The sequence below is a fragment of the Sinorhizobium sp. CB7 genome, assembly GCF_041357635.1.
Taxonomy (GTDB): Bacteria; Pseudomonadota; Alphaproteobacteria; order Rhizobiales; family Rhizobiaceae; genus Rhizobium.
Map to the genome: position 1 here is coordinate 110,774 of NZ_JAULLL010000016.1, position 23,398 is coordinate 134,171.

Annotated in this window: 21 protein-coding genes; 7 read left to right on the plus strand and 14 right to left on the minus strand. The window is 60.2% G+C overall.

Annotated elements, in window-relative coordinates; translation table 11 throughout:
* The first annotated feature begins 502 nt into the window (after nt 1–502).
* Complete coding sequence (locus tag AAE029_RS26580) at nt 503–1,816, plus strand: MFS transporter (RefSeq protein ID WP_371075898.1); 1,314 nt, start codon at nt 503–505, stop codon at nt 1,814–1,816.
* 8 nt (nt 1,817–1,824) lie between these two features.
* On the opposite strand, the gene AAE029_RS26585 is transcribed toward AAE029_RS26580, so the two are convergent.
* The 5 genes from AAE029_RS26585 to AAE029_RS26605 are packed head-to-tail and all read right to left on the minus strand — an operon-like array spanning nt 1,825 to nt 9,078.
* On the minus strand, nt 1,825–2,241 hold the full coding sequence (locus AAE029_RS26585; RefSeq protein WP_371075899.1) for a GNAT family N-acetyltransferase: 417 nt from the start codon (nt 2,239–2,241) through the stop codon (nt 1,825–1,827).
* Between the two features lie 4 nt (nt 2,242–2,245).
* Nucleotides 2,246–4,315 carry a hypothetical protein gene (locus AAE029_RS26590; protein WP_371075900.1) on the minus strand — a complete coding sequence of 690 codons (2,070 nt, stop codon included), beginning with the start codon at nt 4,313–4,315 and terminating at the stop codon, nt 2,246–2,248.
* Between the two features lies 1 nt (nt 4,316).
* Nucleotides 4,317–7,133, minus strand: coding sequence for a DUF4159 domain-containing protein (locus tag AAE029_RS26595; RefSeq protein ID WP_371075901.1), 2,817 nt, complete (start codon nt 7,131–7,133; stop codon nt 4,317–4,319).
* Entirely contained in the window at nt 7,130–8,050 is a 921-nt protein-coding gene (locus AAE029_RS26600; RefSeq protein WP_371075902.1) for a DUF58 domain-containing protein, read from the minus strand. Before AAE029_RS26600 ends, AAE029_RS26595 begins: the two co-directional genes overlap by 4 nt.
* Before the next feature lie 14 nt (nt 8,051–8,064).
* Nucleotides 8,065–9,078 (minus strand): AAA family ATPase, encoded by a 1,014-nt coding sequence (locus AAE029_RS26605; protein ID WP_371075903.1) that lies wholly within the window; start codon nt 9,076–9,078, stop codon nt 8,065–8,067.
* 158 nt (nt 9,079–9,236) lie between these two features.
* On the opposite strand from AAE029_RS26605, the gene AAE029_RS26610 reads away from it, so the two are divergent.
* From AAE029_RS26610 to AAE029_RS26620, 3 genes are read left to right on the plus strand one after another with little or no spacing between them, the layout of a single operon-like run.
* The gene (locus AAE029_RS26610; protein ID WP_371075904.1) at nt 9,237–9,860 is read left to right on the plus strand and encodes a DUF1285 domain-containing protein; all 624 of its coding nucleotides are present in this window, start codon (nt 9,237–9,239) and stop codon (nt 9,858–9,860) included.
* Nucleotides 9,857–10,492 carry a CoA pyrophosphatase gene (locus AAE029_RS26615; RefSeq protein ID WP_371075905.1) on the plus strand — a complete coding sequence of 212 codons (636 nt, stop codon included), beginning with the start codon at nt 9,857–9,859 and terminating at the stop codon, nt 10,490–10,492. The genes AAE029_RS26610 and AAE029_RS26615 overlap by 4 nt, the downstream gene beginning before the upstream one ends.
* A complete protein-coding gene (locus tag AAE029_RS26620; RefSeq protein ID WP_371075906.1) occupies nt 10,489–11,742 on the plus strand; it encodes a CCA tRNA nucleotidyltransferase in 1,254 nt (417 codons plus the stop codon). The genes AAE029_RS26615 and AAE029_RS26620 overlap by 4 nt, the downstream gene beginning before the upstream one ends.
* A gap of 7 nt (nt 11,743–11,749) precedes the next feature.
* Here AAE029_RS26620 and AAE029_RS26625 read toward each other — a convergent pair whose 3' ends face one another.
* The 6 genes from AAE029_RS26625 to uxuA form a co-directional block, all read right to left on the minus strand.
* A complete protein-coding gene (locus AAE029_RS26625; protein ID WP_371075907.1) occupies nt 11,750–11,935 on the minus strand; it encodes a DUF1059 domain-containing protein in 186 nt (61 codons plus the stop codon).
* A gap of 137 nt (nt 11,936–12,072) precedes the next feature.
* Nucleotides 12,073–12,348, minus strand: a complete 276-nt coding sequence (locus tag AAE029_RS26630) for a hypothetical protein (RefSeq protein ID WP_371075908.1) — start codon at nt 12,346–12,348, stop codon at nt 12,073–12,075.
* Nucleotides 12,349–12,447: 99 nt separating this feature from the next.
* Complete coding sequence (gene hemF, locus AAE029_RS26635; protein ID WP_371075909.1) at nt 12,448–13,359, minus strand: oxygen-dependent coproporphyrinogen oxidase; 912 nt, start codon at nt 13,357–13,359, stop codon at nt 12,448–12,450.
* 313 nt (nt 13,360–13,672) lie between these two features.
* Nucleotides 13,673–15,127 (minus strand): mannitol dehydrogenase family protein, encoded by a 1,455-nt coding sequence (locus AAE029_RS26640; protein WP_371075910.1) that lies wholly within the window; start codon nt 15,125–15,127, stop codon nt 13,673–13,675.
* Nucleotides 15,124–16,539 carry a glucuronate isomerase gene (uxaC, locus tag AAE029_RS26645; protein ID WP_371075951.1) on the minus strand — a complete coding sequence of 472 codons (1,416 nt, stop codon included), beginning with the start codon at nt 16,537–16,539 and terminating at the stop codon, nt 15,124–15,126. The genes AAE029_RS26640 and uxaC overlap by 4 nt, the downstream gene beginning before the upstream one ends.
* On the minus strand, nt 16,539–17,747 hold the full coding sequence (uxuA, locus tag AAE029_RS26650; protein WP_371075911.1) for a mannonate dehydratase: 1,209 nt from the start codon (nt 17,745–17,747) through the stop codon (nt 16,539–16,541). Before uxuA ends, uxaC begins: the two co-directional genes overlap by 1 nt.
* Before the next feature lie 331 nt (nt 17,748–18,078).
* Here uxuA and AAE029_RS26655 point away from each other — a divergent pair, with 331 nt between their 5' ends.
* Nucleotides 18,079–18,789, plus strand: a complete 711-nt coding sequence (locus tag AAE029_RS26655) for a GntR family transcriptional regulator (protein ID WP_371075912.1) — start codon at nt 18,079–18,081, stop codon at nt 18,787–18,789.
* Nucleotides 18,790–18,819: 30 nt separating this feature from the next.
* Here AAE029_RS26655 and AAE029_RS26660 read toward each other — a convergent pair whose 3' ends face one another.
* Both AAE029_RS26660 and AAE029_RS26665 read right to left on the minus strand, forming a co-directional pair.
* Nucleotides 18,820–19,980, minus strand: coding sequence for a hypothetical protein (locus tag AAE029_RS26660; protein ID WP_371075913.1), 1,161 nt, complete (start codon nt 19,978–19,980; stop codon nt 18,820–18,822).
* A gap of 215 nt (nt 19,981–20,195) precedes the next feature.
* Nucleotides 20,196–20,657, minus strand: coding sequence for a tRNA (cytidine(34)-2'-O)-methyltransferase (locus tag AAE029_RS26665; protein ID WP_371075914.1), 462 nt, complete (start codon nt 20,655–20,657; stop codon nt 20,196–20,198).
* Between the two features lie 222 nt (nt 20,658–20,879).
* On the opposite strand from AAE029_RS26665, the gene AAE029_RS26670 reads away from it, so the two are divergent.
* Nucleotides 20,880–21,014, plus strand: a complete 135-nt coding sequence (locus AAE029_RS26670) for a hypothetical protein (RefSeq protein ID WP_371075915.1) — start codon at nt 20,880–20,882, stop codon at nt 21,012–21,014.
* Nucleotides 21,015–21,098: 84 nt separating this feature from the next.
* Nucleotides 21,099–22,955, plus strand: coding sequence for an ABC transporter ATP-binding protein (locus tag AAE029_RS26675; RefSeq protein ID WP_371075916.1), 1,857 nt, complete (start codon nt 21,099–21,101; stop codon nt 22,953–22,955).
* Between the two features lie 115 nt (nt 22,956–23,070).
* On the opposite strand, the gene AAE029_RS26680 is transcribed toward AAE029_RS26675, so the two are convergent.
* The gene (locus AAE029_RS26680) at nt 23,071–23,301 is read right to left on the minus strand and encodes a CopG family transcriptional regulator (protein ID WP_371075917.1); all 231 of its coding nucleotides are present in this window, start codon (nt 23,299–23,301) and stop codon (nt 23,071–23,073) included.
* Nucleotides 23,302–23,398: the final 97 nt, after the last annotated feature.

The window sequence follows — 23,398 nt, forward strand, 5'->3', positions numbered from 1 at the left end:
TTGCCCGAAAACACACTTTTCGGCATCTTGCTTTAGGACCGGCCGACGCCCGCCTGGCACCGAGCCAACCGTCGCCGTGAGGGACGACGGAGGCTGCGACTCCCCTTCGCCCCGCTTGCGGGGAGAAGGTGCCCGAAGGGCGGATGAGGGGCTTTCACCGCACTCGAATTTTGATCTGCAACTATCGGATTTTCTGAGAGTTTTGCCCCTCACCCTAGCCCTCTCCCCGCACGCGGGGCGAGGGGACGATCGAGCAAGTGGCAACTGCGAACCAACAGCCTCGGTGAAGGACGACGGGGGCGCGACTCCCCTCCGCCCCGCTTGCGGGGCAAGGTGTCCGGAGGGCGGATGAGGGGTGGTGCAGCACGGTCTGTCCTCCGCTTGCGCTCCGGTGAACTATTTGGCTGGCACAAACCGGGCAGGTGCTCTATTCAGCGACAGGGCGGGATTCGCCGAAAAAGGCGAGGCACCTGGCTCCATGGTGAGGGTGGAGGTCGTCGAAATGGCTCGGATTTTCATGGACGAGGCACTGGAGCGGGCCGGCACCGGCAATTTCCAGCGACGCCTGATGGGCATATTCGGTCTGGTGTGGGCCGCCGATGCTATGCAGGTGCTGGCCGTCGGCTTCACTGCGGCCTCGATCGCCGCGAGTTTCGGCCTGACCGTGCCGCAGGCGCTTCAGACCGGTACGTTGTTCTTTCTCGGCATGCTAATCGGTGCGATCCTGTTCGGCCGGCTTGCCGATCGCCATGGTCGCCGGCGCATCCTGATCGCGACAGTTGCCTGCGATGCTGTCTTCGGCCTGCTGTCGATTTTCGCTCCCGATTTCTTCACTTTGCTGGTCTTGCGGTTTCTCACCGGGATGGCGGTCGGTGGCACATTGCCGGTTGATTACGCGATGATGGCCGAATTCCTGCCGCCGAAGAACCGTGGTCGTTGGCTCGTCATGCTGGAGGGTTTCTGGGCGGTGGGCACGCTTATCGTTGCGCTCGCTGCCTGGGCCGCAAATGCCGCAGGTGTTGCGGATGCCTGGCGTTACATCTTCGCGGTAACCGCAATGCCGGCGCTCATCGGCGTCGGTCTGCGTTTCCTTGTTCCGGAATCACCGCTCTATCTCATGCGTTCTGGCAATGCGGAGGAGGCGCGAACCATCGTCAATCGCATGCTCATGCGTAACGGAAAGCCGCAACTTGCAGCCGATACGGAATTGGCGCCTTCCCCGCAGACTGGCCCAACCGCGATCTTTTCCGACACGCTGCGGCGGCGCAGCGTCATGATCCTGTCGATCTGGTTCCTGGTTTCCATCTCCTATTATGGTGTCTTTACCTGGATGCCGGCGAAGCTTGCTGGTGACGGCTTCGGCTTCGTGCGCGGCTATGGTTTTCTCGTTTTCGTGGCGCTGGCGCAGATCCCGGGCTATGCGCTTGCCGCCTATGGCGTCGAAAAATGGGGTCGCCGTTCCACGCTGGTCGGCTTCTGCCTGCTTTCGGCGATCGGTTGCCTGCTCTTCGTCTTTTCGGTGGCCGACATCCTGGTGGGCGCGGCATTGCTCATCATGAGCTTTGCTCTGCTTGGCACCTGGGGTGCGCTCTATGCCTACACACCGGAACTCTATCCAACCGCTTCGCGGGCGACCGGCATGGGCGCGGCAGGCGCGATGGCAAGGCTCGGCGGTCTTCTTGCCCCATCCCTGATGGCCTTCGTAGTCGCGCAAGGATTTGCGCTTGCGATCGGTCTCTTTGCCGGATTCCTGGTTGTTTCCGCGCTGGCGGCTTTCATGATCGATGCGGAAACACGGCAAGTCTCGCTTGCCTGAAGCAACGGCTAAAGACGTTTTCGCAGAAAGGAACGTGTCCTGCCGGGAGGATAGTCCGGCAATTCGCCAAATATCTCATATCCCTGACGCCGATAAGCACGTAACGCCTGCGGATTAAACGTGTCGATCCAGGCGCCGTGACAACCGCGGGCACGGGCTTCCTCTTCGGCTCTTGTGAGAAGTTTTCCCGCCAGTCCCTGGCCACGCAAATGCTCCGGCACGAAGAGATATTGTATGAAGAGCCAACCCCAGCCGGTGCGGCCGGAAAGTCCACCGATTATTCTGCCGTTCTCGTCACGGATCAAAACGGCAAGCGACTTGCGCGGAGAGGGGCCAATGTCCTCGTCATTGTAGGCAGATATGCCGTCTCCGATAATGGAGAGGTCGCTCTCCGAAGGCTGATCCGTCACTTCCAGCAGGGGCATGCAATCACCGACCCTCGCGCCACCACATGGCGGCAAAAGCGAAGAGCAGGGCGGCTACGCCGGCGAAACCGGCAAAGAGCGGTAGCGTATTGATGCCCTTGAGAACGGTCTCGTCTGTCATCCGGATCGTCATGCGGCGATCGTCAGTGATACGGACTGGGCCGCGAACAGGCAGAATGGACGGGACGCTGATATTTCCAGCCGTATTGGCGACTCGCGTCACCAGCCCTCTGGTCTTGTCCGCGATCGGCTTCAGCAGATCCGGCGTGGAGATCATTGCCTTGAATTCCGGCGCGTCGACGGCGCCGACATGGACGAGCGTCGACAGATTACCATTGCTAATCTCGAACAGGCCGATCTCGTCCATTCGCTTCTCGGCCCTGTACAGGCCCGGTTCCGATGGGGTGAGCGGCAGGGTTTCGGTTTTGCCCGAGGGGTATTTGACGGTCGCTTGGCCGGGATTGTCGCCAAGCGTCTGCCGCGTGATCTCCAGCGTACGCCCCGACGCTCGCGCCGTCAGCGCCTCTTCCTCGAGAGCCGGCTCTTTCATCAGCCAATGGGCGATCCGGCGATAGAGAGCCACATGCGGACCACCACCCTCGAAGCCGCGTGCCCAGAGCCAGCCTTGATCGGACAGCAGCATGGCGACGCGACCCTGACCGGCGCGGTTCAGCACAAGCAGGGGGCTATTATCAGCGCCGACCATGACAGTCTGGCCCTGCGGAGGATCGACATCGACGCTGCGGAACCAGCGGCCCCAATGCGGCGGTTCGCTGCCCGAACCATCGAGGCCTCGGGTCACCGGATGTTTGCGTCCTTCCTCAGAGAGGCGGGGATAGAACGCCTTGTCGATCATCCGGCCTGTTGGCGCGGCGGGCAACACCGCCGAAAGTGGCGTCAGCGCAATCGAATCCTCGCCGGCATGCTCCGGCCCGGCGGCGATCAGCAGCGCTCCGCCATTTTGTACATATTGCGCGATGTAGTCGTAATAGAGGATCGGAAGCACGCCGCGATGCTGGTAGCGATCGAAGATGATCAGATCGAAATCATTGATCCTGTCGACAAACAGCTCCCGTGTCGGAAAGGCGATCAGCGAGAGCTCATTGATCGGCGTGCCATCCTGTTTTTCCGGTGGGCGCAGGATGGTGAAATGCACAAGATCGACCGAAGCGTCTGATTTCAGCAGGTTGCGCCAGGCGCGTTCACCCGCATGCGGTTCTCCCGAAACGAGGAGGACGCGCAGGTTTTCGCGAATTCCCTCTATCAGTTGCACCGCGCGATTGTTGGCCGTGGTGACCTCGCCGGGCACTTCGGCGACGCTCAATTCGAGCACGTTGTTGCCGCCATGCGGCACCTTGAAACTGAAAGGGGTATCCTGACCGGGCGTTGCCTTGAGGGTGGCAATCTCGTCGCCGTTCAGCTTCACCGTGACATCCGCGGTAGTGCCCGGGCTCGGCCCGTCATCGAAGACCCGCAGCACGAGTTGCTGTTCCTCGCCGACAATGCCGAAGCGCGGTCCGCGAATAACTTCGATGCGGCGGTCGAATTCGTTCGGTTTACCGGTGATCAGGCCGTGGATGGGCGCATCGAAACCGAGGGCCTGGTTGGTGCCGGGAACATCGTGAATCTCGCCATCCGTCAGGAAGATCGCACCGCCGATGCGAGAGGGTGGGACGTCGGCGACGGCCGAGGAAAGCGCTTCGAAGAGACGTGTGGCCGGCGCATCGGAATCCCTCTCTTCCGTGGAGTCGATGAAACGGGGCTCGATGCGGGGAAAGCGAGCGAACTGTTCCTTCAATTCCGTCAGGCCCTGTTCCGTCATCGCCCTCCGTTCCGGTGTCTGCTGACTCTGGCTGCGGTCGACTATGACCGGAACGACGGTCGAAAGCGGATCGCGATCCTCCTGCAGCAGCACGGGATTGGCAAGCGCTGTCAGCAGAGCCAGAGCCGCGAGGCTTCGAATCCAGGCGCCACGTATGCGACGCCAGATCGCAAAGACGGCAATGACGGCGACAATCGCCGCCAGGACGGCAAGCACAGGCCAGGGCAGGAAAGGCGAAAAATCAAGCGTCATGTCACTGTCCCAACCGTTCCAGCAAGGCCGGCACATGCACCTGGTCGGTCTTGTAGTTGCCGGTCAACATGTACATCATGATGTTGACGCCGGCGCGGTAGGCATATTCGCGCTGCATTTCGTCCTCCGGAACGGTCGGCAGCAGGGGTTGGCCATTGCTATCGACGGCCCAGGCGCCGGCGAAGTCGTTGCCCGTGATCAAAATGGGCGAGACGCCGTCGGCCGATGCGGTGGATTTGTCATCCTTGGGACGGGTGTCCTGTCGGGCTTCGATCCAGAGCGGGCTGCCGTTGTAACGGCCGGGAAAGCTCGACAGCAGATAGAAGGATTTCGTCAGGACGTGATCGGCAGGAACCGGCTCGAGCGGTGGAATGTCGAGATTGCCAAGGATCGCTTTCAGACGCTCTCCGTTCTCGCTCGAACCGCTATTGTCGCCGAGCGCATTCAACTGATCGCGGGTGTCGAAGAGGACCGTGCCGCCGCTGCGCATATAGGCATCGATCTTGTTGATTGCGGCTGCGGAGGGCATTGGAGCACTGGCTGAAATCGGCCAGTAGATAATTGGATAAAAGGAAAGCTCGTCCTTGGTGAGATCAAGGCCAACCGGCGCCGCAGGTTCAAGCGATGTGCGGTAGGTCAGGAACTCGGTAAGTCCTTCCAGACCGCGTTCAGACGTGCGATCCACGTCGTCCTCGCCTGTCACCACATAGGCAAGGTGGGTATTGTCGAGCCTTTGAAGGATGGTGTCGTCGCCGGGCTGTGAATCGTTGGCGCGCAAATCCGTTGGATGGAGAAACGCAAGCACGCCAATGGCGGCGATCATCACCGCGAGATTGCGGGTTGCGGGCCGCAGCCGTCTGGCAAAGGCGCCGTTCATGAAAAGAACGATGAGGCTATCGGCAAGGAGTAACAGAAAGGCAATCAGGAAGAGCATGGGCTTGGCAGACCAGGTTTCTCCGCCGATCAGTCCGGCACGGACGACGGTGGCTCCCGCAGTATCGAGCGGCTTGATCTCCGCACCGGCAGGCAGAACGTTAAGGGCCGTGAAGCCTTCCTCAGAACCATAAAGGCCGGGCGGATTGTCGAAATTGGCGACCAGCGCGCCGGCGTTCGCAGGGATCAGCGGCCGTGCAATGCCGGTCTCGGCCACCAATATCCCCTTGGCCGTCAGGAGCCGGAAGGGCGGCAAGGCTTCGCTGGTTCTGACGCTGCTATTTGACTGCGATGCCACGCCACCGGACCGCGACAATTGCACAAGACGACGCAGCATCTCGACGAAGTTGCCGGAAATCGGCAGGTTGGACCATGTCGCTTCCGCACTGGTGTGAAACAGAACAATGCGGCCGGCATTGATCTCCTTTACGGTGACCAGCGGCGTGCCATCGGCGAGGCTTGCCCAGGTACGCTCTGCCAGGTCTGGCGTCGGCTCCGCGAGCACCTGCCGTTTCACGAGGACATCGGTCGGACGCGCCATGCCGGCAAAGGGACCGATAGCAGGAAAATCAGCGAGCGGCTGAGGCTCCGCCCAAGAAAGGGAGCCGCCAAGCGCGCGTTCACCCTGGCGCAGGATGACCGGCACCAACGGATCATCGGCGGGGGCGGCGGCGAGGCGAGGGCCGGCAAAACGAAGCAGCATGCCGCCATTGGCGATCCAGCGCTGCAGCGGCTCGTAGGTTTCCTGAGGCAGGCGGCCGATATCGGCCATAATGATGACCGACGGATTGCTTGCAAGCAACTGAGGGATCGTAACGGAAAGATTCGAATCCGTCGGCTCTAGCAGGTCGGCATAGGGCTGCAGTGCGCGCTGGATATAATAGAGGGGGGACAGGAACGGCTGGAGTTCGTCGCGGGCCTCGCCGGACAGGAGCACGACGCGGCGACGCTTGAAGCCGTCATCGAGAAGATGGACGGCACCTGCCGTCGCAAGATTATCGATGCCGACGCGAGCGAAGTCGTTTCGCATTTCGAAAGGGGCGGCGATCGATCCGGTTGCGACAGTTTGCCCGGGGGCGAAATCGATCGTGCCGTTGGCGATCGAGCGTCCCTGCGTGTCCTGAGCGCTGATGGGTAATGAAGCTCGGTCGCTGCCATTCAACCGCGTCGCTGTGACGGTCATGGCATCTGCGGCATTGGTTGCGCCGTTAATCGCAACGGTCTGGTTGCCATCGCCTTCGATGAGGCGAAGCTCCGAGGGCCTCAAATCAGCAAGCTCACGGACGGCCGGGTCATTGTCCTTCGCCTGAACGCCATCGGCTAGGAAGGCGATCGTGCCGGGAGGAGTGCCGTTCAGCGCTGCGCGCACGGCCTCGAAGGTCCGCTCGCGGTCGGGAACGAGCGGCTTTGGTTCAGCCGCCTTCAGCTTGTCTCTGGCCGCTGTCGCCGTGCCCGCCGTGGCGTCATGGGTCTGATCGGCGGTGAAGACGATCGAGACCGGCGTTCCATTGGCTTCGGCATCGTCGATGAGCGCATTCGCAGTCTGTACCCGACGATCCCAATCGGGCGCAGTTGCCCAGCCGTTATCGACAAAGAGTACCAGCGGTCCGCCGCTCGCAAGCGAATTGGTACGCGGATTGAAGACCGGGTCAGCTATCGCGAAGATAACGACTGCGGCGAGCAGCATACGCAGAGCCGTCAGCCACCACGGGCTTTGAGCGGGCGTTTCCTCCCGTTTCAGCACAGTGGCGAGGATCTTCAACGGTGGAAAAACTTCCAACGTCGGGCGTGGCGGGGTCAATCGCAGCAGCCACCAAATGATGGGAAGCGCCAGCAACGCAGCCAGCACGGCGGGATAGGCAAATGCGAAGGAGAGCGCGCTCATAGCTGGCCTCCATGCGTTGCCTTGGCGGGCATGCCGGAGAGATACATGTGAACCGCGACGAGTGCTTCCGACGCAAGACGGTCGGTGCGGTGACTGAGGAACGTCCAGCCGAGATGACGCAGCGATTGGCCGAGGCTCTCGCGCCTTGCAAGATAGGCGCGCCGGTAATCTTCGCGGACATTTTCGGCGCGTCCGGAAACGAGTTTCGTGCCGGTTTCGGGATCGGCGAACTCGGTTCGGCCGTTATAGGGAAAAATTTCCTCGGCCGGATCCGCAACCTCTATGACATGGCCCCGCAACCCGCGCCGTGCAAGGGGTCCCAGCCGCTCCATGACGCTCGCGGCATCATCCAGGAAGTCGCCGATGAGGATGAGATCGCTCCAGCCACGAACCATCCCGACTTCAGGCAGGCCGCCGGTCAGGGGTGCATGCACGATGGCTGTCGCGAGCCTTTCGGCGGCGTTGCGAGCCGATACTGGCTCCATTACACTTGGGCAACCAATGCGCTCGCCGGAACGGGCAAGGATCTCCGCAAGCGCCAGCATCAGAACCAGCGCCCGGCTCTCCTTGGAGGCGGCACCATAGGTCGATTTGTACATCATCGACGGCGACATGTCGGCCCAGAGCCAGATCGTGTGGGCCGCTTCCCATTCCCGATCGCGAATATAGGTATGATCATCGCGAGCGGAACGGCGCCAGTCGATGCGCGAAAGGCTCTCTCCATCGGTGTAGGGACGGAACTGCCAGAAATTCTCGCCGATGCCGCGTTTCCTTCGTCCGTGCCAGCCAGCTATGACGGTATTGGCAATGCGTCGGGCTTCAACCAGGCAGTCGGGCACGAGACTGGCGCGCTGGCGGGCACGGGAAAGCGCATCACTTCCGGGTGTCGGATTAACGAACTGTCCGATCGATGCCACGCCTTACACTCTCCTCACACTTTGGCCTGCTTCACCAGACCTGCGATGACATCGCGCACGGACATGCCTTCGGCACGTGCGGCGAATGTCAGCGCCATGCGGTGTTCGAGCACCGGCTCTGCCAGCGCATAGATATCGTCCAGTGAGGGAGCAAGGCGGCCTTCGTAAAGAGCCCGGGCGCGGGTGCAGAGCATCATGGCCTGGCCGGCACGCGGACCGGGTCCCCAGGCCACATGCTTGTCCGTGTCGGCATTACCCTGGCCGGGTCGGGCGGAACGCACCAGCGAGAGAATGGCGTCGACAACCGTATCGCTGACCGGCATCTGGCGGATCAGCCTCTGGATGTCCGCAAGCCTTTGGGCATCGATGACGGCATGCGGACGCGCTTCCGTCAGACTGGTCGTCTCCAGAAGGATCTGGCGTTCGGCCTCGAGTTCCGGGTAGCCGACGTCGACCTGCAGCAGGAAGCGGTCAAGCTGTGCCTCGGGCAGGGGATAGGTACCTTCCTGTTCCAGCGGGTTCTGCGTCGCGAGCACATGGAAGGGAGCCGGTAACTCATAGTGCTGGCCGGCGACCGTGACGTGATATTCCTGCATGGCCTGCAGAAGCGCGGACTGAGTGCGGGGCGAGGCGCGGTTGATCTCGTCGGCCATCAGCAGCTGGGCGAAGACCGGGCCTTTTACGAAACGAAAGGAGCGCCGGCCGCTCTCGTCTTGATCCATGACTTCTGATCCGAGAATATCGGAGGGCATGAGATCGGGCGTGAACTGGATGCGGTTGGCACTGAGGCCCAACACCTCGCCGAGCGTCGTGACAAGCTTGGTCTTCGCCAGACCCGGGACGCCGACCAGGAGCGCGTGGCCGCCCGACAAGATCGCAAGCATGGTATTCTCGACCACGCTTTCCTGCCCGAAGATGACCCGCGCAATCTCTTCCCGAATGGAGGCGATATCGGCCAGAGCCTGCTCGGCGGAAGCGATGATAGCCTTCTCGTCCAGGCTCATTTCGGTCGATTTCATCATACCCATAGGTGTCTCCAACGGCTGAAAAGCATGCGCCGCGAATCGCAGCCTCTACACTTCTGTCTCACTCTGAATACAACTTATCCCCATGATGCGGGCTGACAAGCGCGTTTCAAATGACTATCTCGTGAGTAACGTGGTTAACGGCAAACCGGGACGGAAGAATGGCAGCCGGCGAAATCAAGGCTATGGCGGATAGCGCTGCGCTTGCCGCGCTGATTTCGCGCGCTGCGAGCCAGACTGGTGGTCAAAAGAAAGATCTCCCGCCGGTAGCTCGGTGGAACCCTCCCTTTTGCGGCGATATCGACATGGAGATACGCGCTGACGGAAGTTGGTTTTATATGGGGACGCCCATCGGCCGGGAGCCGCTTGTCCGCCTTTTTTCCACGGTTCTGCGCAAGGACGAGGATGGAAAAACCTATCTGGTCACCCCCGTGGAGAAGGTCGGCATCAGGGTTGCCGACGCGCCTTTCGTTGCCGTCGAGATGAGCGTGACGGAGAGGGACGGCATGCAGGTGCTCACGTTTCGTACCAATACCGGCGACGTGGTCGAGGCGGGAACGGGCCATCCGTTGCGCTTTGTCGTTCATGGCGGCAATTGCGAACTTAAACCCTATCTGCATGTGCGCGGGCGGCTGGAGGCTCTCCTCACGCGAGCCTTGACATACGACCTTGTCGAGATCGGTGAAACGGTCGAAATTGAAGGCGTTCCCACTTTTGCCGTGCGCTCTGGCGGCGCAATCTTTCCGATCATGCCCGCCGCCGAATTGGATGCGCTTGCCCGATGACCGAATACCCGCTTTATTCCGCTGCCGAATTCCGGCGTCGCGCGCTTGATCAGAACGGCGGCCCGGTGGATCACGCCTGGCGTGACCATGGCGATCACATTCTCAATCCCGATATCATCGCCCAAGTGGAGAGCATAACGCTGCGTGATGCGGCAGTGCTCGTGCCTGTCGTCGACGACGGGCAGGAGGCCAAGGTTATCTTCACCCAACGTACTGCGACGCTGCGCCGGCATTCGGGACAAATCGCCTTTCCGGGAGGAGCGATTGATCCCGACGACGTTTCGCCCGAGATGGCGGCGCTGCGTGAGACCGAAGAGGAGATTGGCCTTGACGGTACCTTCGTGGAAACGGTCGGCCGGCTGCCTTACTATTTCGCCGCCACAGGCTTCCGCATCACCCCCGTGCTCGGTGTCGTCACACGCGGCTTCGAACTCGTCCCCAATCCAAACGAAGTCGACGATGTCTTCGAGGTGCCGCTTTCCTTTCTGATGAATCCCGAGCATCACATGCGCGACAGCCGCATATGGGAGGGGATCGAGCGGCAGTTCTATCGCATGCCCTATGGTTCGCGGATGATCTGGGGGATAACAGCCGGTATAGTCCGCACGCTTTATGAAAGGCTCTATGCATGACCAGCCTTGCCCGCGAGCCCTGGTTCCAGGAACCTGGACTGACCCGAATCTTCACGCTTCTGAACGCAGATGGCGGCGAGGGGCGGGTCGTTGGCGGCGCCGTGCGCAACAGCCTGATGGCCTTGCCGGTCAGCGATATCGATATCGCTACGACGCTGAGGCCGGAAGTGGTGATGGAACGTGCTGCGGCTGCAGGCATCAAGGCCGTGCCAACCGGCATCGAGCACGGAACCGTGACATTGGTCCTCAACGGAAAACCCTTTGAGGTGACGACGCTGCGCAAGGATGTCGAGACGGACGGACGACGCGCGATTGTTGCCTTCAGCACAGACTGGCAGGCGGACGCGGAGCGCCGCGACCTGACGATCAACGCCCTCTATGTCGGCGCCGATGGAGAGGTCATCGACCTCGTCGGCGGATTGCCGGACATTGAGAAGAGAAATGTGCGTTTCATTGGCGATGCGGCCACGCGAATTGCCGAGGATTACTTGCGTATCCTGCGTTTCTTCCGGTTCTTCGCCTATTACGGGTCTGGTCGTCCGGATGCGGACGGTCTGAGGGCCTGCGCTGCTGCACGCGCAAAACTCGCCTCGCTTTCGGCTGAACGTGTCTGGTCGGAGATGAAGAAATTGCTTTCGGCCGAAGATCCCGGCCGGGCGCTGCTCTGGATGCGGCAGGTTGGTGTCCTGACCGAGATCCTGCCGGAAACCGAGAAATGGGGGATCGACGCCATTCCGGCGTTGATTTCAGCGGAGCAAATACTGGGCTGGAGATCAGACCCGCTGCTGCGGCTCGCCGCCATCATGCCGCCGGATGTCGTGCGGCTCGAACAACTTGCCGTTCGATTGCGACTTTCCAATACCGAAGCCGCGGCTCTCACGGGCTGGGCGCTGGCACCAGCCATCAAAGACGATCTGTCGCTGTCGGCCCTCGACAGACTTCTATACCGCTACGGAGCCAATGGCATCACGATGCGGCTGAAGCTGGCAACTGCGGCAGCGCGGGGCAAGGCTGAGACCAATCCTGATGAAATGTCCCGGACGGCGCGTTTGGGAAGGCTCCTTGATCGCGCGCAGACGTGGAAGAAGCCGGTTCTTCCCGTCAGTGGTGCAGACATTATCAATTCTGGTATTCCGGCCGGGCCGCGTGTCGGCGAGTTGCTGTCTGCCCTCGAGCACGACTGGCTCGAGGGCAACTTCTCCGCCGACCGGGAAGCACTGCTGGCTCGGCTCAAGGAAATGACCAAGTAGCCAGTCTTCAGGCGGCGGTCGCTTCGTTGCGAATCCTCGCCTTGATATTTTCTACCATATTTTCACGAATGATCGTCTCGCCATGGGCGGTCCGCATGTGCTCGACGGCGCGACGGACGACTTCTGCGTCATTGTCCGCCCGGGTATGCCAGTCGCAACCGGGCACAAGGGTGCCACATTCGAACAGTCGCATATCTGCCTCCTCATTTTTTTGAAAACATAAAATCCTCACGCTCATGGAGCATGGACTCTAAGAACGCGGAAATATGGTAAAGGTTCGAACCCTTGCACGGCCTCCTCAAGCCTTGCCGGGCTATCTCCTCCGCTCGGTTAATCGGGCATTGCCCAGGATCTGAAGCAATCAGATGACTGGTATTGAGCCGAATTGGAATTGGCCGGAGCTTTTTCCTTTGCGGCCTGCAGTTCCTCGGTGGATTTGCCACTCGCGAGCTGCAACTTGATCTGCTCCAGGAAACAGGACACCGGAAGATCCGAGCCGCTTCGCGCTCTCAGTTCTTCCGCCAAACGATAAAGGAATTCCGGGGTACCCGCCGCCTGCAAGACTTCCTGCCCGCGAGCGACAGTCACGCTGCTTTGTGATGCCATGACAATCCTCCTCCGATTGAAACGTGCATACAAACTAATTTAGGATTCTTTTGAGCTCGTGCTAGATCTCCCTGTTCGATTCAGGGTCTCGATTTTGTTTTACGGCCAACGCACTACCGGCGGCAGGGAAGACAGGATGGATTCGACATTGCCGCCCGTCTTCAGCCCAAAGATTGTACCGCGATCGTAGAGCAAATTGAACTCCACATAACGCCCACGACGGATCAATTGTTCATCACGATCCGCTTCTGTCCAGTCCTTGTTGAAGTTGGCGCGGACAATCTTGGGATAGACGAGGCTAAAAGCACGGCCGACATCGCGGACAAAGGCAAAATCGGCGTCCCAGCCACCGATTTCTTCATCCGAATGCAGCCAGTCGAAGAAGATGCCACCGATGCCGCGCGCCTCGTTGCGGTGCTTCAGGAAAAAATACTCGTCGCACCATTCCTTGTAGCGCGCGTAATCTGCGACCCGATGTCGCTGGCAGACAATTTCCATGGAGCGGTGGAAAAGCACACTATCGGAATCCGTCTGCGTGCGACGCCGGTCGAGCACTGGGGTCAGATCGGCGCCCCCGCCGAACCAGTGGCTGGTGGTTACGACCATGCGCGTGTTCATGTGGACCGTCGGCACATTGGGATTGACCGGATGCGCGATCAGCGAGATGCCGGAGGCCCAGAAGCGCGGGTCTTCGCTGGCGCCCGGGATCTGTGCGCGGAAATCCGGCGAGAATTCGCCGTGCACCGTCGAGGTGTGCACGCCGACTTTCTCGAAGACCCGGCCTTCCATCATCGACATGCGGCCGCCACCGCCTTCGCCGCTTTCACGCAGCCAGTCCTTGGCAACGAAACGACCAGGTTCCTGGTCCGAAAGCGGTCCGGTCAGCTCATCTTCAAGGGCTTCGAACTGAGCACAGATCGTATCGCGCAAGTTCTCGAACCAGGCGCGCGCCGCAGCCTTCTTGTCTTCGATATCCGTCGGCAGGCCAATCGGCAGTTCCGGTCTTTCCATTCATCGTCTCCGCGCAGGCTGGAGCGCCGCGGGTCCGACGCTCTATTACTTTGAATCTGCGCAAATCGTTGCCGGAAATCGATGTCGATTTTCGGGATTTAGCGCGTGTGTCGTAGCTTATTCCCACAACGCTGTGGCATGGTCGCGACTCATCTGCTTTGTTCGCGATCAATTTCCCTTAAAACAAAGACTGGCGGGATTGAATGCTTCTCTTGGTCACGGTGGCCGTGATTATCCATGCCAGATCGCCATGGCATCACACGCCCAGGCGTTTCCGCCTGGGCGCCGGGTGCTCCAATCTCTTTGGTTGTCGCTATGCCGACAGCATTCGTTCGTTGCGCAGTAGAATGTCCAGCTTCGTTGCGACATCGTCTTTCCACGCTGCGTGCGACCTCAGCGCTGTGGGGAAGAGACCGGGAAGCGCATATAGCGCCTCAGCCACTGCCTGGCCGTTCCGCGGAACGTCGCGGAGGCGTTCCGCGATTTCCGCAGCGCGGGGATCGCGCAGATCATAACGCTTGCCGTTGCGGTCTTCACCGACGGCATAGCGCATCCAGGCAGCGACCGCGAGCGCATAGGTTTCTGCAGTGTCGCCCCGGGACAGCGCTTCGGTGGCCGGTTCCAGCAGCCGCTGCGGCAACTTCTGCGTTCCGTCCATGGCAATCTGGTAGGTGCGATGTGCGATAGCCCTATTGGCGAAGCGGGCGATGAGCTGGGCTGCATAGTCGTCGAGATCGATGCCGGGAACCGGATCGAGTGTTGCGGCGGCTGCTTCCATGTGACGGCGGGCGAGTGCGGCAAGAGCGGCATCGTCCATGACGTCACGGATGAATTCGTAACCCTGGATGAAACCGAGATAGGCAAGCAGCGAATGCGAGCCGTTCAGCATTCTGAGCTTCATCTTTTCGTAGGGCGAAACATCCTCGACCATCAAGGCGCCCGCCTTGTCCCATGCCGGGCGGCCGTTGGCGAAACGATCCTCGATCACCCATTGCGTGAAGGGTTCGGTCTCGATGGCAGCAAGATCCTTGCGGCCGGTCAGGCGCTCGGCGTCGCGATAGGTATCGTCGGTGCTTGCCGGCGTAATGCGGTCGACCATGGTCGACGGGAAGGGGACATTGTCCTCGATCCAGCGCGCGAGCGCCGGATCGACACGGCCGGCAAAATCCAGCACGAGGCGCCGCAGCAGGGCCCCATTACCCGGCAGATTGTCGCAGCAGAGGGGAGTGAAGGGAGCGATGCCCTTCTGTCGGCGGCGCGAGAGACCCTCGACCAGATAGCCGACCGCACCGCGCGGCGCGTGCGGATTGGCGAGATCGGCCGCAATATCGGCATGGGTCAAATCGAGCCCGCCGGTTGCAGGATCGACACCATAGGCCTTTTCCGTGACCGTCAGACTGACGATGCGGATCGCCGGATCGCTCAGGCGTTCGAGCAGCGCCGCCGGATCGCGGGTCGCCACATGAGCGCACAGGACGGCACCGATAACCTGCGCCGTCGTTGCCGCCGTGTCGCGCACGAGAACCGTATAGAGGCCGTTCTGTTCGTTCAGATGATCGGCGACATCAGCGGTGCGCAGGCTTGCCACCTCGATCCCCCAGTCACTACCACCCACGGCAATGGCATCTTCAGTGAATGGTGCGACATGGGCACGGAAGAACGCGCCGGGTCCGAGATGCAATATGCCGGAGCGCAGCTTCCCGCGGTCATAGGTCGGCAGCACTGCCGTGGTGGCCAGTCCTGAAAGGTCTTTTAGACGATCTGTCACAGCTTGTAGGCCTTCTTCGCAGATGTGTAGGAAAGCTCCGTCGCCACCACTTCGGCCTCCTTGCGGCTGATGCGATGCTCGGCTGCGAGCTGCGCGAGGAAGCGGCAGACCTCGCGTCGCCAGACGTCATGGCGCGCGGGAATGGACAGCAGAGCGCGCGTGTCGTCGTTGAAGCCGGCGAGATTGACGAAGCCCGCAGTCTCCACGACCTGGTCCAGATAGCGGCGGATGCCGTTCGGACTGTCGTGGAACCACCAGGGCGGACCTATCATCAACGACGGCCAGTGGCCCGCCATCGGTGCCAGTTCGCGGGCATAGGTCGATTCATCGAGCGTGAAGAGAATGATGCGCAGGTCGGGTGCGTGGCCATACTTCGACAGCAGAGGCTGCAGCCCTCCAACCCAATCGCTGCGGCCCGGAATATCGGCACCCATGTTGGCGCCGCGCGTCGCAAAAAGCTCGCGGTCCGTGTTGCGGCGGGATCCCGCATGAATCTGCATCACCATGCCGTCTTCGGCCGAAAGCGCCGCCATTTCCGTCATCATCTGACCGCGGAAGAGTTCCGCCTCGGCCGCGCTCAAGGAGCCCTTCAAAGCTTTGTCGAGAAGCTGCTGTTTCTCAACCTCTGGCAGGTCGGCGGTAAATGCGCTGGGCACGCCGTGATCAGTCGCGGTCGCGCCATATTTGCGGAAATCGGCTCGGCGTTTGCGATGCGCATCGATCATGCCGGACCAGGTGGTAACATCCGCGCCGGTAATATCACCGAAGCGTATCAGGTTCTCACGGAAGCCGGGCGCTTCCGGGTCTGTCACGCTATCGGGTCTGTAAGTCGTGCGTACGCGTCCGATCCAGCCGTCAGCGGCGAGCTTCTGGTGATGGATCAGCGGGTCGAGCGCGCCCTCGGTCGTGGCGATGGTTTCGATGCCGAAGCGCTCCAGCAGGGCGCGCGGACGGAACTCAGGGAGAGCAAGCTGCGCGTTGATATGGTCATAAAGCGCATCGGCGTTCGACGGCGTGAGAGGTTCCGCGCAGCCGAGCACGGCCGACATGGCGTGATCGACCCAAAGGCTCGAAGGGGTGCCGCGGAAAAGATGATAGTGGGCGGCGAATGCGCGCCAGATCGCGCGGCCTTCCGCGACCGGTTTGCCATCGAGGCGTGGAACACCGAGATCATCGAGGGCGACGCCGACGCTATGCAGCATGCGGAAAAGATAGTGGTCCGGAATGACGAGCAGAGAGGCGGCATCCCCAAAAGGTTTGTCGTCCGCAAACCAGGATGGCTCGGTGTGGCCATGCGGGCTTACGATAGGAAGATCGCGCACCGTCTGGTACAGATCCCGCGCAATGGATCGCGTCGCCGGATCGGCGGGAAACAGCCGGTCCGGATGAAGAAAGCCGTCACCTACACTCATCATAGTCCTCCTCTTGCCTTCAGGGCGTACTCCACCCCGCGCAGCTCGGCAAGGCCCTTCAGCCTGCCGATTGCCGGATAGCCAGGTTGGGCCCCACGCTTCAGATCGTCGAGAATGTCCTGGCCGTGGTCGGGCCTGAAGGGAAGCAGCCAATCCGGACGGCCCTCGGATTTCCGGCGCGCCTCCTCGCGCAAAAGCGCGGCGATGACGGCGACCATGTCCGTGTCTCCCGCAAGGTGCTCGTCCTCATAGAAGGAGCATGGAATCCGTTGCGCTTCCTTCCTTACGTTCCGCAAATGCACGAAGTGGATCCGCGGACCCAGCCGTTCCGCCATGCCGGGCAGATCATTGTCCGGTCGGGCGCCAAGAGAACCGGTGCAGAGGGTGACGCCGTTGGCGGGGCTGTCCACAGCATCGAGCAGGAGGCGATAATCCGCCTCCGTCGAGGTGATGCGCGGCAGACCGAGCAGCGGGAAGGGCGGGTCATCCGGGTGGCAGCAGAGCCGCATGCCCAGCTTCTCGGCGGTCGGAACGACTTCGGAAAGAAAATCGATGAAATTGCGACGCAGACGGTCAGCATCGATTTCGGCATATCGATCGATCTCGGCACGCAGGCCGTCCAGCGAATAAGTCTCCGTGGCGCCCGGCAATCCCGCATTGATGTTGGCGGCAAGCTTCCTGCGGGCGGCCTCATCCATTTCATGAAACCGACGGGTCGCGTCTTCGACGACTTCCGCCGGAAAATCGTTGGACGCACCCTTGCGGCGAAGAATATGGATATCGAAAGCGGCAAAATCGGCAAGATCAAAACGCATTGTCGTGCCGCCATGGGCAACGCACCAGGCAAGATCAGTGCGGGTCCAATCCAGTACCGGCATGAAGTTGTAACAGATGACCTCGATACCCGCTGCCGCCAGGTTTTCCATCGATGTCCGATAATTTGCGAAATGTTCGCGCCAGGCACCCTTCTGGGTCTTGATTTCCTCCGATACCGGCAGGCTCTCGACCACTTCCCATGCAAGCCCGCTTGGTTCGCCGCTAGCGCCGGTCGCGACTTCGCGCTTGCGCTTTTCGATTTCTTCCCGCGTCCAGACGGTCCCGTAGGGGATATGGTGCAGCGCGCTGACGATGCCTTCAGCGCCGGCTTGCCGGGCGTCGGCAATGCTCACTTTGTCAACCGGACCGAACCATCTCCAAGTCTGTCTCATTCTCGAGCTCCCAAGAGGAATGTTGCGCTTTCACTTTGAGCGAAAGCAAAATTCGACAGCAATAGAATCAGGCTGGTCAGAAAGAGCAGGGCTTGGATAAGGACGAGACGGGCTACACAAATGGAATCCTATCAACAGTATAATCCCCGATCTTCATGTTCTTACGGTAGAGTGATGACCGGCGAGCCGTGCCGGATAATCTAACTCTTAGGCTGCTGTGATGCCTTCGGAGCGGATCTGAACGCGACGAATTTCATCATTCCTTCCGAAATGCAGGTTCCTCCTCCAAGCTATCTTCCAACGACTAGTATGGTAGTATAAAGATGTCAACATGACACTGGACTTCAGGCTGGCCGCGCTCAGTACGGATACGCACCGCTCACGTCAGGCGACGATTGGCGGGCGTGTCTACGAGGCTGTGCGAAATGCCATCGTCCAGCTGCAGTTCAGCCCGGGAAATCTGCTTTCGGAAGCCGATATTGCGGGACAACTCGGCGTGTCGCGCCAACCGGTCAGAGAAGCCTTCATCAAATTGGGCGAGGTCGGCCTCGTGGAAATCCGGCCGCAGCGTGGCACCTTCGTCCGCCTGATCTCGATACGAGAAGTCGAGAACGCGCGCTTCATCCGGGAGGCGATCGAAGTTGCGATCGTGCGCAAGGCGGCAATCCAGGCTACCGAGGTCGACGTCACGGCGATGGAAGTTGTGATTGCCGATCAGCGATCGGCGGCGAGGCGAGGGGAGAATACGCTCTTCCTGAGACTCGATGAGGTATTCCATCAGGCGATTGCGGCGAGCGCAGATTGTGAGGACGCCTGGCGCGTGCTCGACGGGCTCAAGGCACAGATGGATCGTGTACGCTATCTATCATTGCCCGAGGCGACTCCTTCGGAGGTCATCATCAGGCAGCATGCAAAGATCCTTCACAGCATCAAGCGGCGCATGCCGGATGAGGCGGAAGCGGCCATGCGCCAGCACCTGACGGAAATCCTGATTTCGCTTCCGAAGCTTGCGAAGGAACATTCAAGTTATTTCACAGAGTAGCTGGACCTTGCAGGCTTGCCCTCCGCAGCGTCAATGCGGTTTCGAATTTTCCGGGCCAGATGATGGACTCATCCGGTGGTGGCTTATCTCCGGCATTATTTCGCGGGTCAGCACGGTAACCTTCGTCTTCTTTACCGAGGGAGTTCGGCGGGGAATCGGGTCTTTCTGCTGTTCCCCTTCGTCCCTTTCTTCGATCGGCTGCTCCTGCAATATGGCAGCGACTGCCTGATTGTCCGCTAACTGGTCCGCCGCTTTCGGTTTCAAGGCAAGTATTTCATGGAGCACGGATGTCACTGGCAGGTGGCCGGCAAGTTCCGTGTTGGTATGGTGGCCGGCATTGGGGATGCGACGATCGGCAGCGATCGACGGGCGCGAGTTCATCTCGCCGAACCAGTCCCATTCGCCGATCACATGGATGACGTCCTTGAAAATCGGCGGCATGGCTATCCTCGCGCCGAATGTGACGATGCGCGCGGTGGCGGCCAGATGCTCCGCCCTTGCAGGATTGGTCTGCCCAAGATCCTGCAAGGCCTCCGAGAGAACGAGATTCCCTTTCGAGTGACCGGTCAGCAGAGTGAAGGAGAGCTCAGGCTCCATCAGTATCGCACTGACGGTCTTCGCATCGAGGCTCGAGCGGATCGGTTGTTCTCTGCCGAGATTTGCGGCTCCCAGTTTCGGCCTTCCCCAAAGCTCGTCGAATATCTGGAGCGAATGCCGCAGGCCGCTCATGTGACCAAACAGGAAATGGCCGCCGAGCCCCTCCAGAACTATGTCGCCAAGCCCATAGCCCGAAACGACGACAGCGACGGGTTCGCCGACCGCATCGGCAACGTTTCGGGCGAAAGCAGCGGAGCCGAGCGCGGAGCTGCCGACTCCGGCCACAGCCAGCACATGCACGTCGCGCCCGCCGCGCAGGACGAATTCCTCAAGTGTGTCGCAGAGCATCAATGAGCCGCCGCCGGTTGGTGGCACGATCAGGATCGAGCCTTCGGCGGCAAGCGAGTCGCTGATGTAAAAGGCTTCCTCGGGACTGATCGTTTTCACGTCATAGAAGACCGCGTCCAGAGCCGTGTTCCTCTGGCGCAAGACTTCCAGCGCCAGATTGCGAACCGGTGTCTTCTGGAGACGCTCCGGAAGGCTCAGGCTGCGTGCAAATTGGGTGAGGGTGAGAGTGAATGCTGTCTGAAACATGGGTTCGCCTCGCCAATGGCTGCCGGTGTGTGTAAGCATTCTATGTATCAGCTTCTCACAAAATAATGGGCCTGCCAACGGCAATATCGGCGTGCGCTATAGCCTGATGATTTCAGGTCACATCGACCTGAAATCTGAATCTGCCTTTAAATCAAACCTTTGAATCGGGATGTCGTCGCCCGAAAACCGCGCACACTTTTCGGCATCCCGCTCGATCAGTTCCAGCCGGTCTGGCGCATGGCTTCGCCAACGATCATTGCCGCTGATATCGCGACATTGATCGAGCGTTGCCCCTCAACCATCGGAATGAGGATCCGTGCATCCGCGCTTTCATGGACATGCTCCGGCACACCGGCGCTCTCGCGGCCGAAGAGGAGGATGTCGTCCGGACGAAAGGCGAAATCGGTATAGGGTTGCGACGCCTTGGTGGAAGCGAGCACGAGGCGCCTTTCTTCGGTCCTGCGCCACGCGTCGAATCTGTCCCAATTGACGTGACGGCTAAGGGCTGCAGCGGCGATGTAGTCCATGCCTGCCCGTTTCAGATTACGGTCCGAAATATCGAAGCCCGCCGGCTCAATGATATCGACTGCCAATCCCAAACAGGCGGCAAGCCTCAGGATGGTGCCCGTGTTGCCAGGAATATCGGGTTGGTAGAGCGCTATTCTGATGTTCTTCATCGGTCGTGCCATTCCGGTATCGAAGCTGCGGCGGATATCACGGGTCAACTTTCAAGAACAGCCGGGCAGGCAGCGAGACAGCGCCGCACGTTATAGTTCGATTTCTTCCGAGTAACGACGGTTGCTGCTTCGAAAACTTGCGGATGTGCGACAATCAGGGCTAGCAAATTACGTGTATTTGGGTTATCCGTGCTCATCTTCTCAATTCCGCAGCAGGGAGGCATGAATGAATACATTTTTGCGCAATTGCCTCCTGGCCGTGATGCCAATGGCTGCGATCCGGCGCTTCTAAGCGCGAATCTTCCAAAATTCCCCTTTTTCGATCCGTTGCGCGGCTGTTGTGGCCTCGCTGTTTGAACGTCCGGTTCCCATATGTGCTGTCAGCGCGTCACCGCGCGAAGCCCTGGGGGAGCCGGAACGCTAAAGTTCCGGAGCAATTTCATGTTTGGCTGGTTTGAACAGCGCTTGAATCCCTTTCCGACGGAGGAACCCGTTGTTCCTCCGAAAGGCCTCTTTGCCTTCTGCTGGCACTACACCAAGCCGGCAGCGCTATGGCTTGCCTTGATGGCCGTGCTGACGATGCTGATCGCCATTGGTGAAGTAACACTCTTCCGATTCCTGGGTGATATCGTCGATTGGCTGACAAATGCCGACCGCGCGACGTTCCTCGAGACGGAAGGGTACAAGCTCGTCTGGATGGCGGCGCTCGTGCTGATCGGCTTGCCGCTCGCCGCCATACTGGACTCGCTCATCATGCACCAGGTGCTGCTCGGCAATTATCCGATGATTGCCCGCTGGCAGATGCATCGGTTTCTGCTGCGTCACAGCATGACATTCTTCGCCAACGAGTTCGCCGGACGTGTGGCGACGAAGGTGATGCAGACCTCACTTGCGGTGCGTGAGACGGTGATGAAGATCCTCGACGTCTTCGTCTACGTCGTGACCTACTTCGTTACGATGATCATCATCATCGCCGCTGCGGACTGGAGGCTGATGCTGCCGATCCTGGTCTGGCTTGCCATCTACGTCGCGATCGTTTCCTACTTCGTGCCCCGGCTTCGCAAGATCGCGGCACAGCAGGCCGACGCGCGCTCGATGATGACGGGCCGAGTGGTCGACAGCTACACGAACATCGCCACCGTCAAGCTGTTCTCCCATGCGGGGCGGGAGGAAACCTATGCCAAGGCCGGCATGGATGAATTCCTGCAGACCGTCCACAGGCAGATGCGCAAGGTGACGCTGTTCTATATCGCGGTCTACATCAACAACTGCGTGGCGCTCTTCGTCATATCGGGCCTTTCGATCGGGTTCTGGCTGAACGGCGCGATTTCAGTCGGCGCGATTGCGATTGCGATCGGTCTTGCCATGCGTGTCAACGGCATGTCGCAATGGATCATGTGGGAGGTCTCGGCGCTCTTCGAGAACATCGGCACAGTTTATGACGGCATGGAGATGATGACGAAGGAACACGACATCGTCGACAAGCCTGACGCGGTGGAGATGAAGACGAAGAAGGGAGCTATCCACTACGATCATATCCGGTTCCACTATGGAAAGGCGAAAGGTGTCATCGATAATCTGTCGCTCGACATTCGCGCAGGCGAGAAAGTCGGTCTCGTCGGACGTTCCGGTGCCGGCAAGACGACGCTGATGAACCTGCTGTTGCGCTTCTATGAACTGGAGGCCGGCCGCATCACAATCGACGGACAGGATATCTCGACGGTGTCGCAGGAGAGCCTGCGCTCATTGATCGGCGTTGTAACGCAGGATACCTCCCTGTTGCATCGTTCGATCCGCGATAACATCGCTTATGGTCGTCCCGATGCGAGCGATGCCGAGGTCATCGATGCGGCCAAGCGCGCCAATGCCTGGGAGTTCATAGAGGGGCTTGTCGACATGCAGGGCCGCAAGGGTCTGGATGCTCAGGTGGGCGAACGCGGTGTCAAGCTATCCGGAGGCCAGCGTCAGCGTATCGCGATCGCTCGTGTCTTCCTGAAGGACGCACCGATTCTGGTCCTCGATGAGGCAACTTCAGCACTCGATTCCGAAGTCGAGGCGGCGATACAGGAAAACCTCTTCGCCCTCATGGAGGGCAAGACGGTGATCGCAATCGCCCATCGCCTGTCGACGCTGACCGAGATGGACCGGCTGATCGTCCTCGACAAGGGGCGGATTATCGAGGCCGGCGCGCATAGCGAGCTCGTGAACCAGGGTGGCGTCTATGCTGATCTCTGGAACCGGCAGTCCGGCGGCTTTCTTGCCGACCATTCGGAAGAAACTGAGGCAGCCGCCGAATAACGACAGGACCTCTCCCTGTGATGCGGGAGAGGTCCCGATTCGTGATTATGCCGTTTTAGAGGGCTTCAGCTTTTCATGAAGCGCTGAACCGCTTCGCACTTTTCCTGGAATTACTTTAGAGACTGTCGGCCCAGGCAATAATCCGGTCCTGTTCGACAATGACGAGTGCATCAACATTCGGCAGCCTGCGCAGTGTCCGCAGCCGACGCTCCTCTTCGCGATTGAACCAATCAGCAAGGGCATGCGCCACCACCCAGTCACGCGGCTGGCCAAGATGCTCCGATATTTCATCCAGCTTTTCGACAAGCGGAACCGGAAGCTGCGCTGCGAGCACCGTCATTTCCATGGAAGCAATCTCCAATAACGACCAAACCAATAGCGATAGATTGTGGCCGATTGAGCATGCGTCAGCGAACATCGCGAGAATGTTATCAATAATTACC

Excerpts from the sequence above, each read along its gene's own strand:
- AAE029_RS26610 (WP_371075904.1), top strand. The coding sequence starts at position 9,237 with ATGGCAGCCGGCGAAATCAAGGCTATGGCGGATAGCGCTGCGCTTGCC.
- AAE029_RS26655 (WP_371075912.1), top strand. The coding sequence starts at position 18,079 with ATGACACTGGACTTCAGGCTGGCCGCGCTCAGTACGGATACGCACCGC.
- AAE029_RS26590 (WP_371075900.1), bottom strand. The coding sequence starts at position 4,315 with ATGACGCTTGATTTTTCGCCTTTCCTGCCCTGGCCTGTGCTTGCCGTC.
- AAE029_RS26620 (WP_371075906.1), top strand. The coding sequence starts at position 10,489 with ATGACCAGCCTTGCCCGCGAGCCCTGGTTCCAGGAACCTGGACTGACC.
- AAE029_RS26605 (WP_371075903.1), bottom strand. The coding sequence starts at position 9,078 with ATGGGTATGATGAAATCGACCGAAATGAGCCTGGACGAGAAGGCTATC.
- AAE029_RS26595 (WP_371075901.1), bottom strand. The coding sequence starts at position 7,133 with ATGAGCGCGCTCTCCTTCGCATTTGCCTATCCCGCCGTGCTGGCTGCG.
- AAE029_RS26670 (WP_371075915.1), top strand. The coding sequence starts at position 20,880 with ATGAATGAATACATTTTTGCGCAATTGCCTCCTGGCCGTGATGCCAAT.
- AAE029_RS26625 (WP_371075907.1), bottom strand. The coding sequence starts at position 11,935 with ATGCGACTGTTCGAATGTGGCACCCTTGTGCCCGGTTGCGACTGGCAT.
- AAE029_RS26615 (WP_371075905.1), top strand. The coding sequence starts at position 9,857 with ATGACCGAATACCCGCTTTATTCCGCTGCCGAATTCCGGCGTCGCGCG.
- hemF (WP_371075909.1), bottom strand. The coding sequence starts at position 13,359 with ATGGAAAGACCGGAACTGCCGATTGGCCTGCCGACGGATATCGAAGAC.
- AAE029_RS26660 (WP_371075913.1), bottom strand. The coding sequence starts at position 19,980 with ATGTTTCAGACAGCATTCACTCTCACCCTCACCCAATTTGCACGCAGC.
- AAE029_RS26680 (WP_371075917.1), bottom strand. The coding sequence starts at position 23,301 with ATGGAAATGACGGTGCTCGCAGCGCAGCTTCCGGTTCCGCTTGTCGAA.
- AAE029_RS26585 (WP_371075899.1), bottom strand. The coding sequence starts at position 2,241 with ATGCCCCTGCTGGAAGTGACGGATCAGCCTTCGGAGAGCGACCTCTCC.
- uxaC (WP_371075951.1), bottom strand. The coding sequence starts at position 16,539 with ATGAGTGTAGGTGACGGCTTTCTTCATCCGGACCGGCTGTTTCCCGCC.
- AAE029_RS26630 (WP_371075908.1), bottom strand. The coding sequence starts at position 12,348 with ATGGCATCACAAAGCAGCGTGACTGTCGCTCGCGGGCAGGAAGTCTTG.
- AAE029_RS26665 (WP_371075914.1), bottom strand. The coding sequence starts at position 20,657 with ATGAAGAACATCAGAATAGCGCTCTACCAACCCGATATTCCTGGCAAC.
- AAE029_RS26675 (WP_371075916.1), top strand. The coding sequence starts at position 21,099 with ATGTTTGGCTGGTTTGAACAGCGCTTGAATCCCTTTCCGACGGAGGAA.
- uxuA (WP_371075911.1), bottom strand. The coding sequence starts at position 17,747 with ATGAGACAGACTTGGAGATGGTTCGGTCCGGTTGACAAAGTGAGCATT.
- AAE029_RS26580 (WP_371075898.1), top strand. The coding sequence starts at position 503 with ATGGCTCGGATTTTCATGGACGAGGCACTGGAGCGGGCCGGCACCGGC.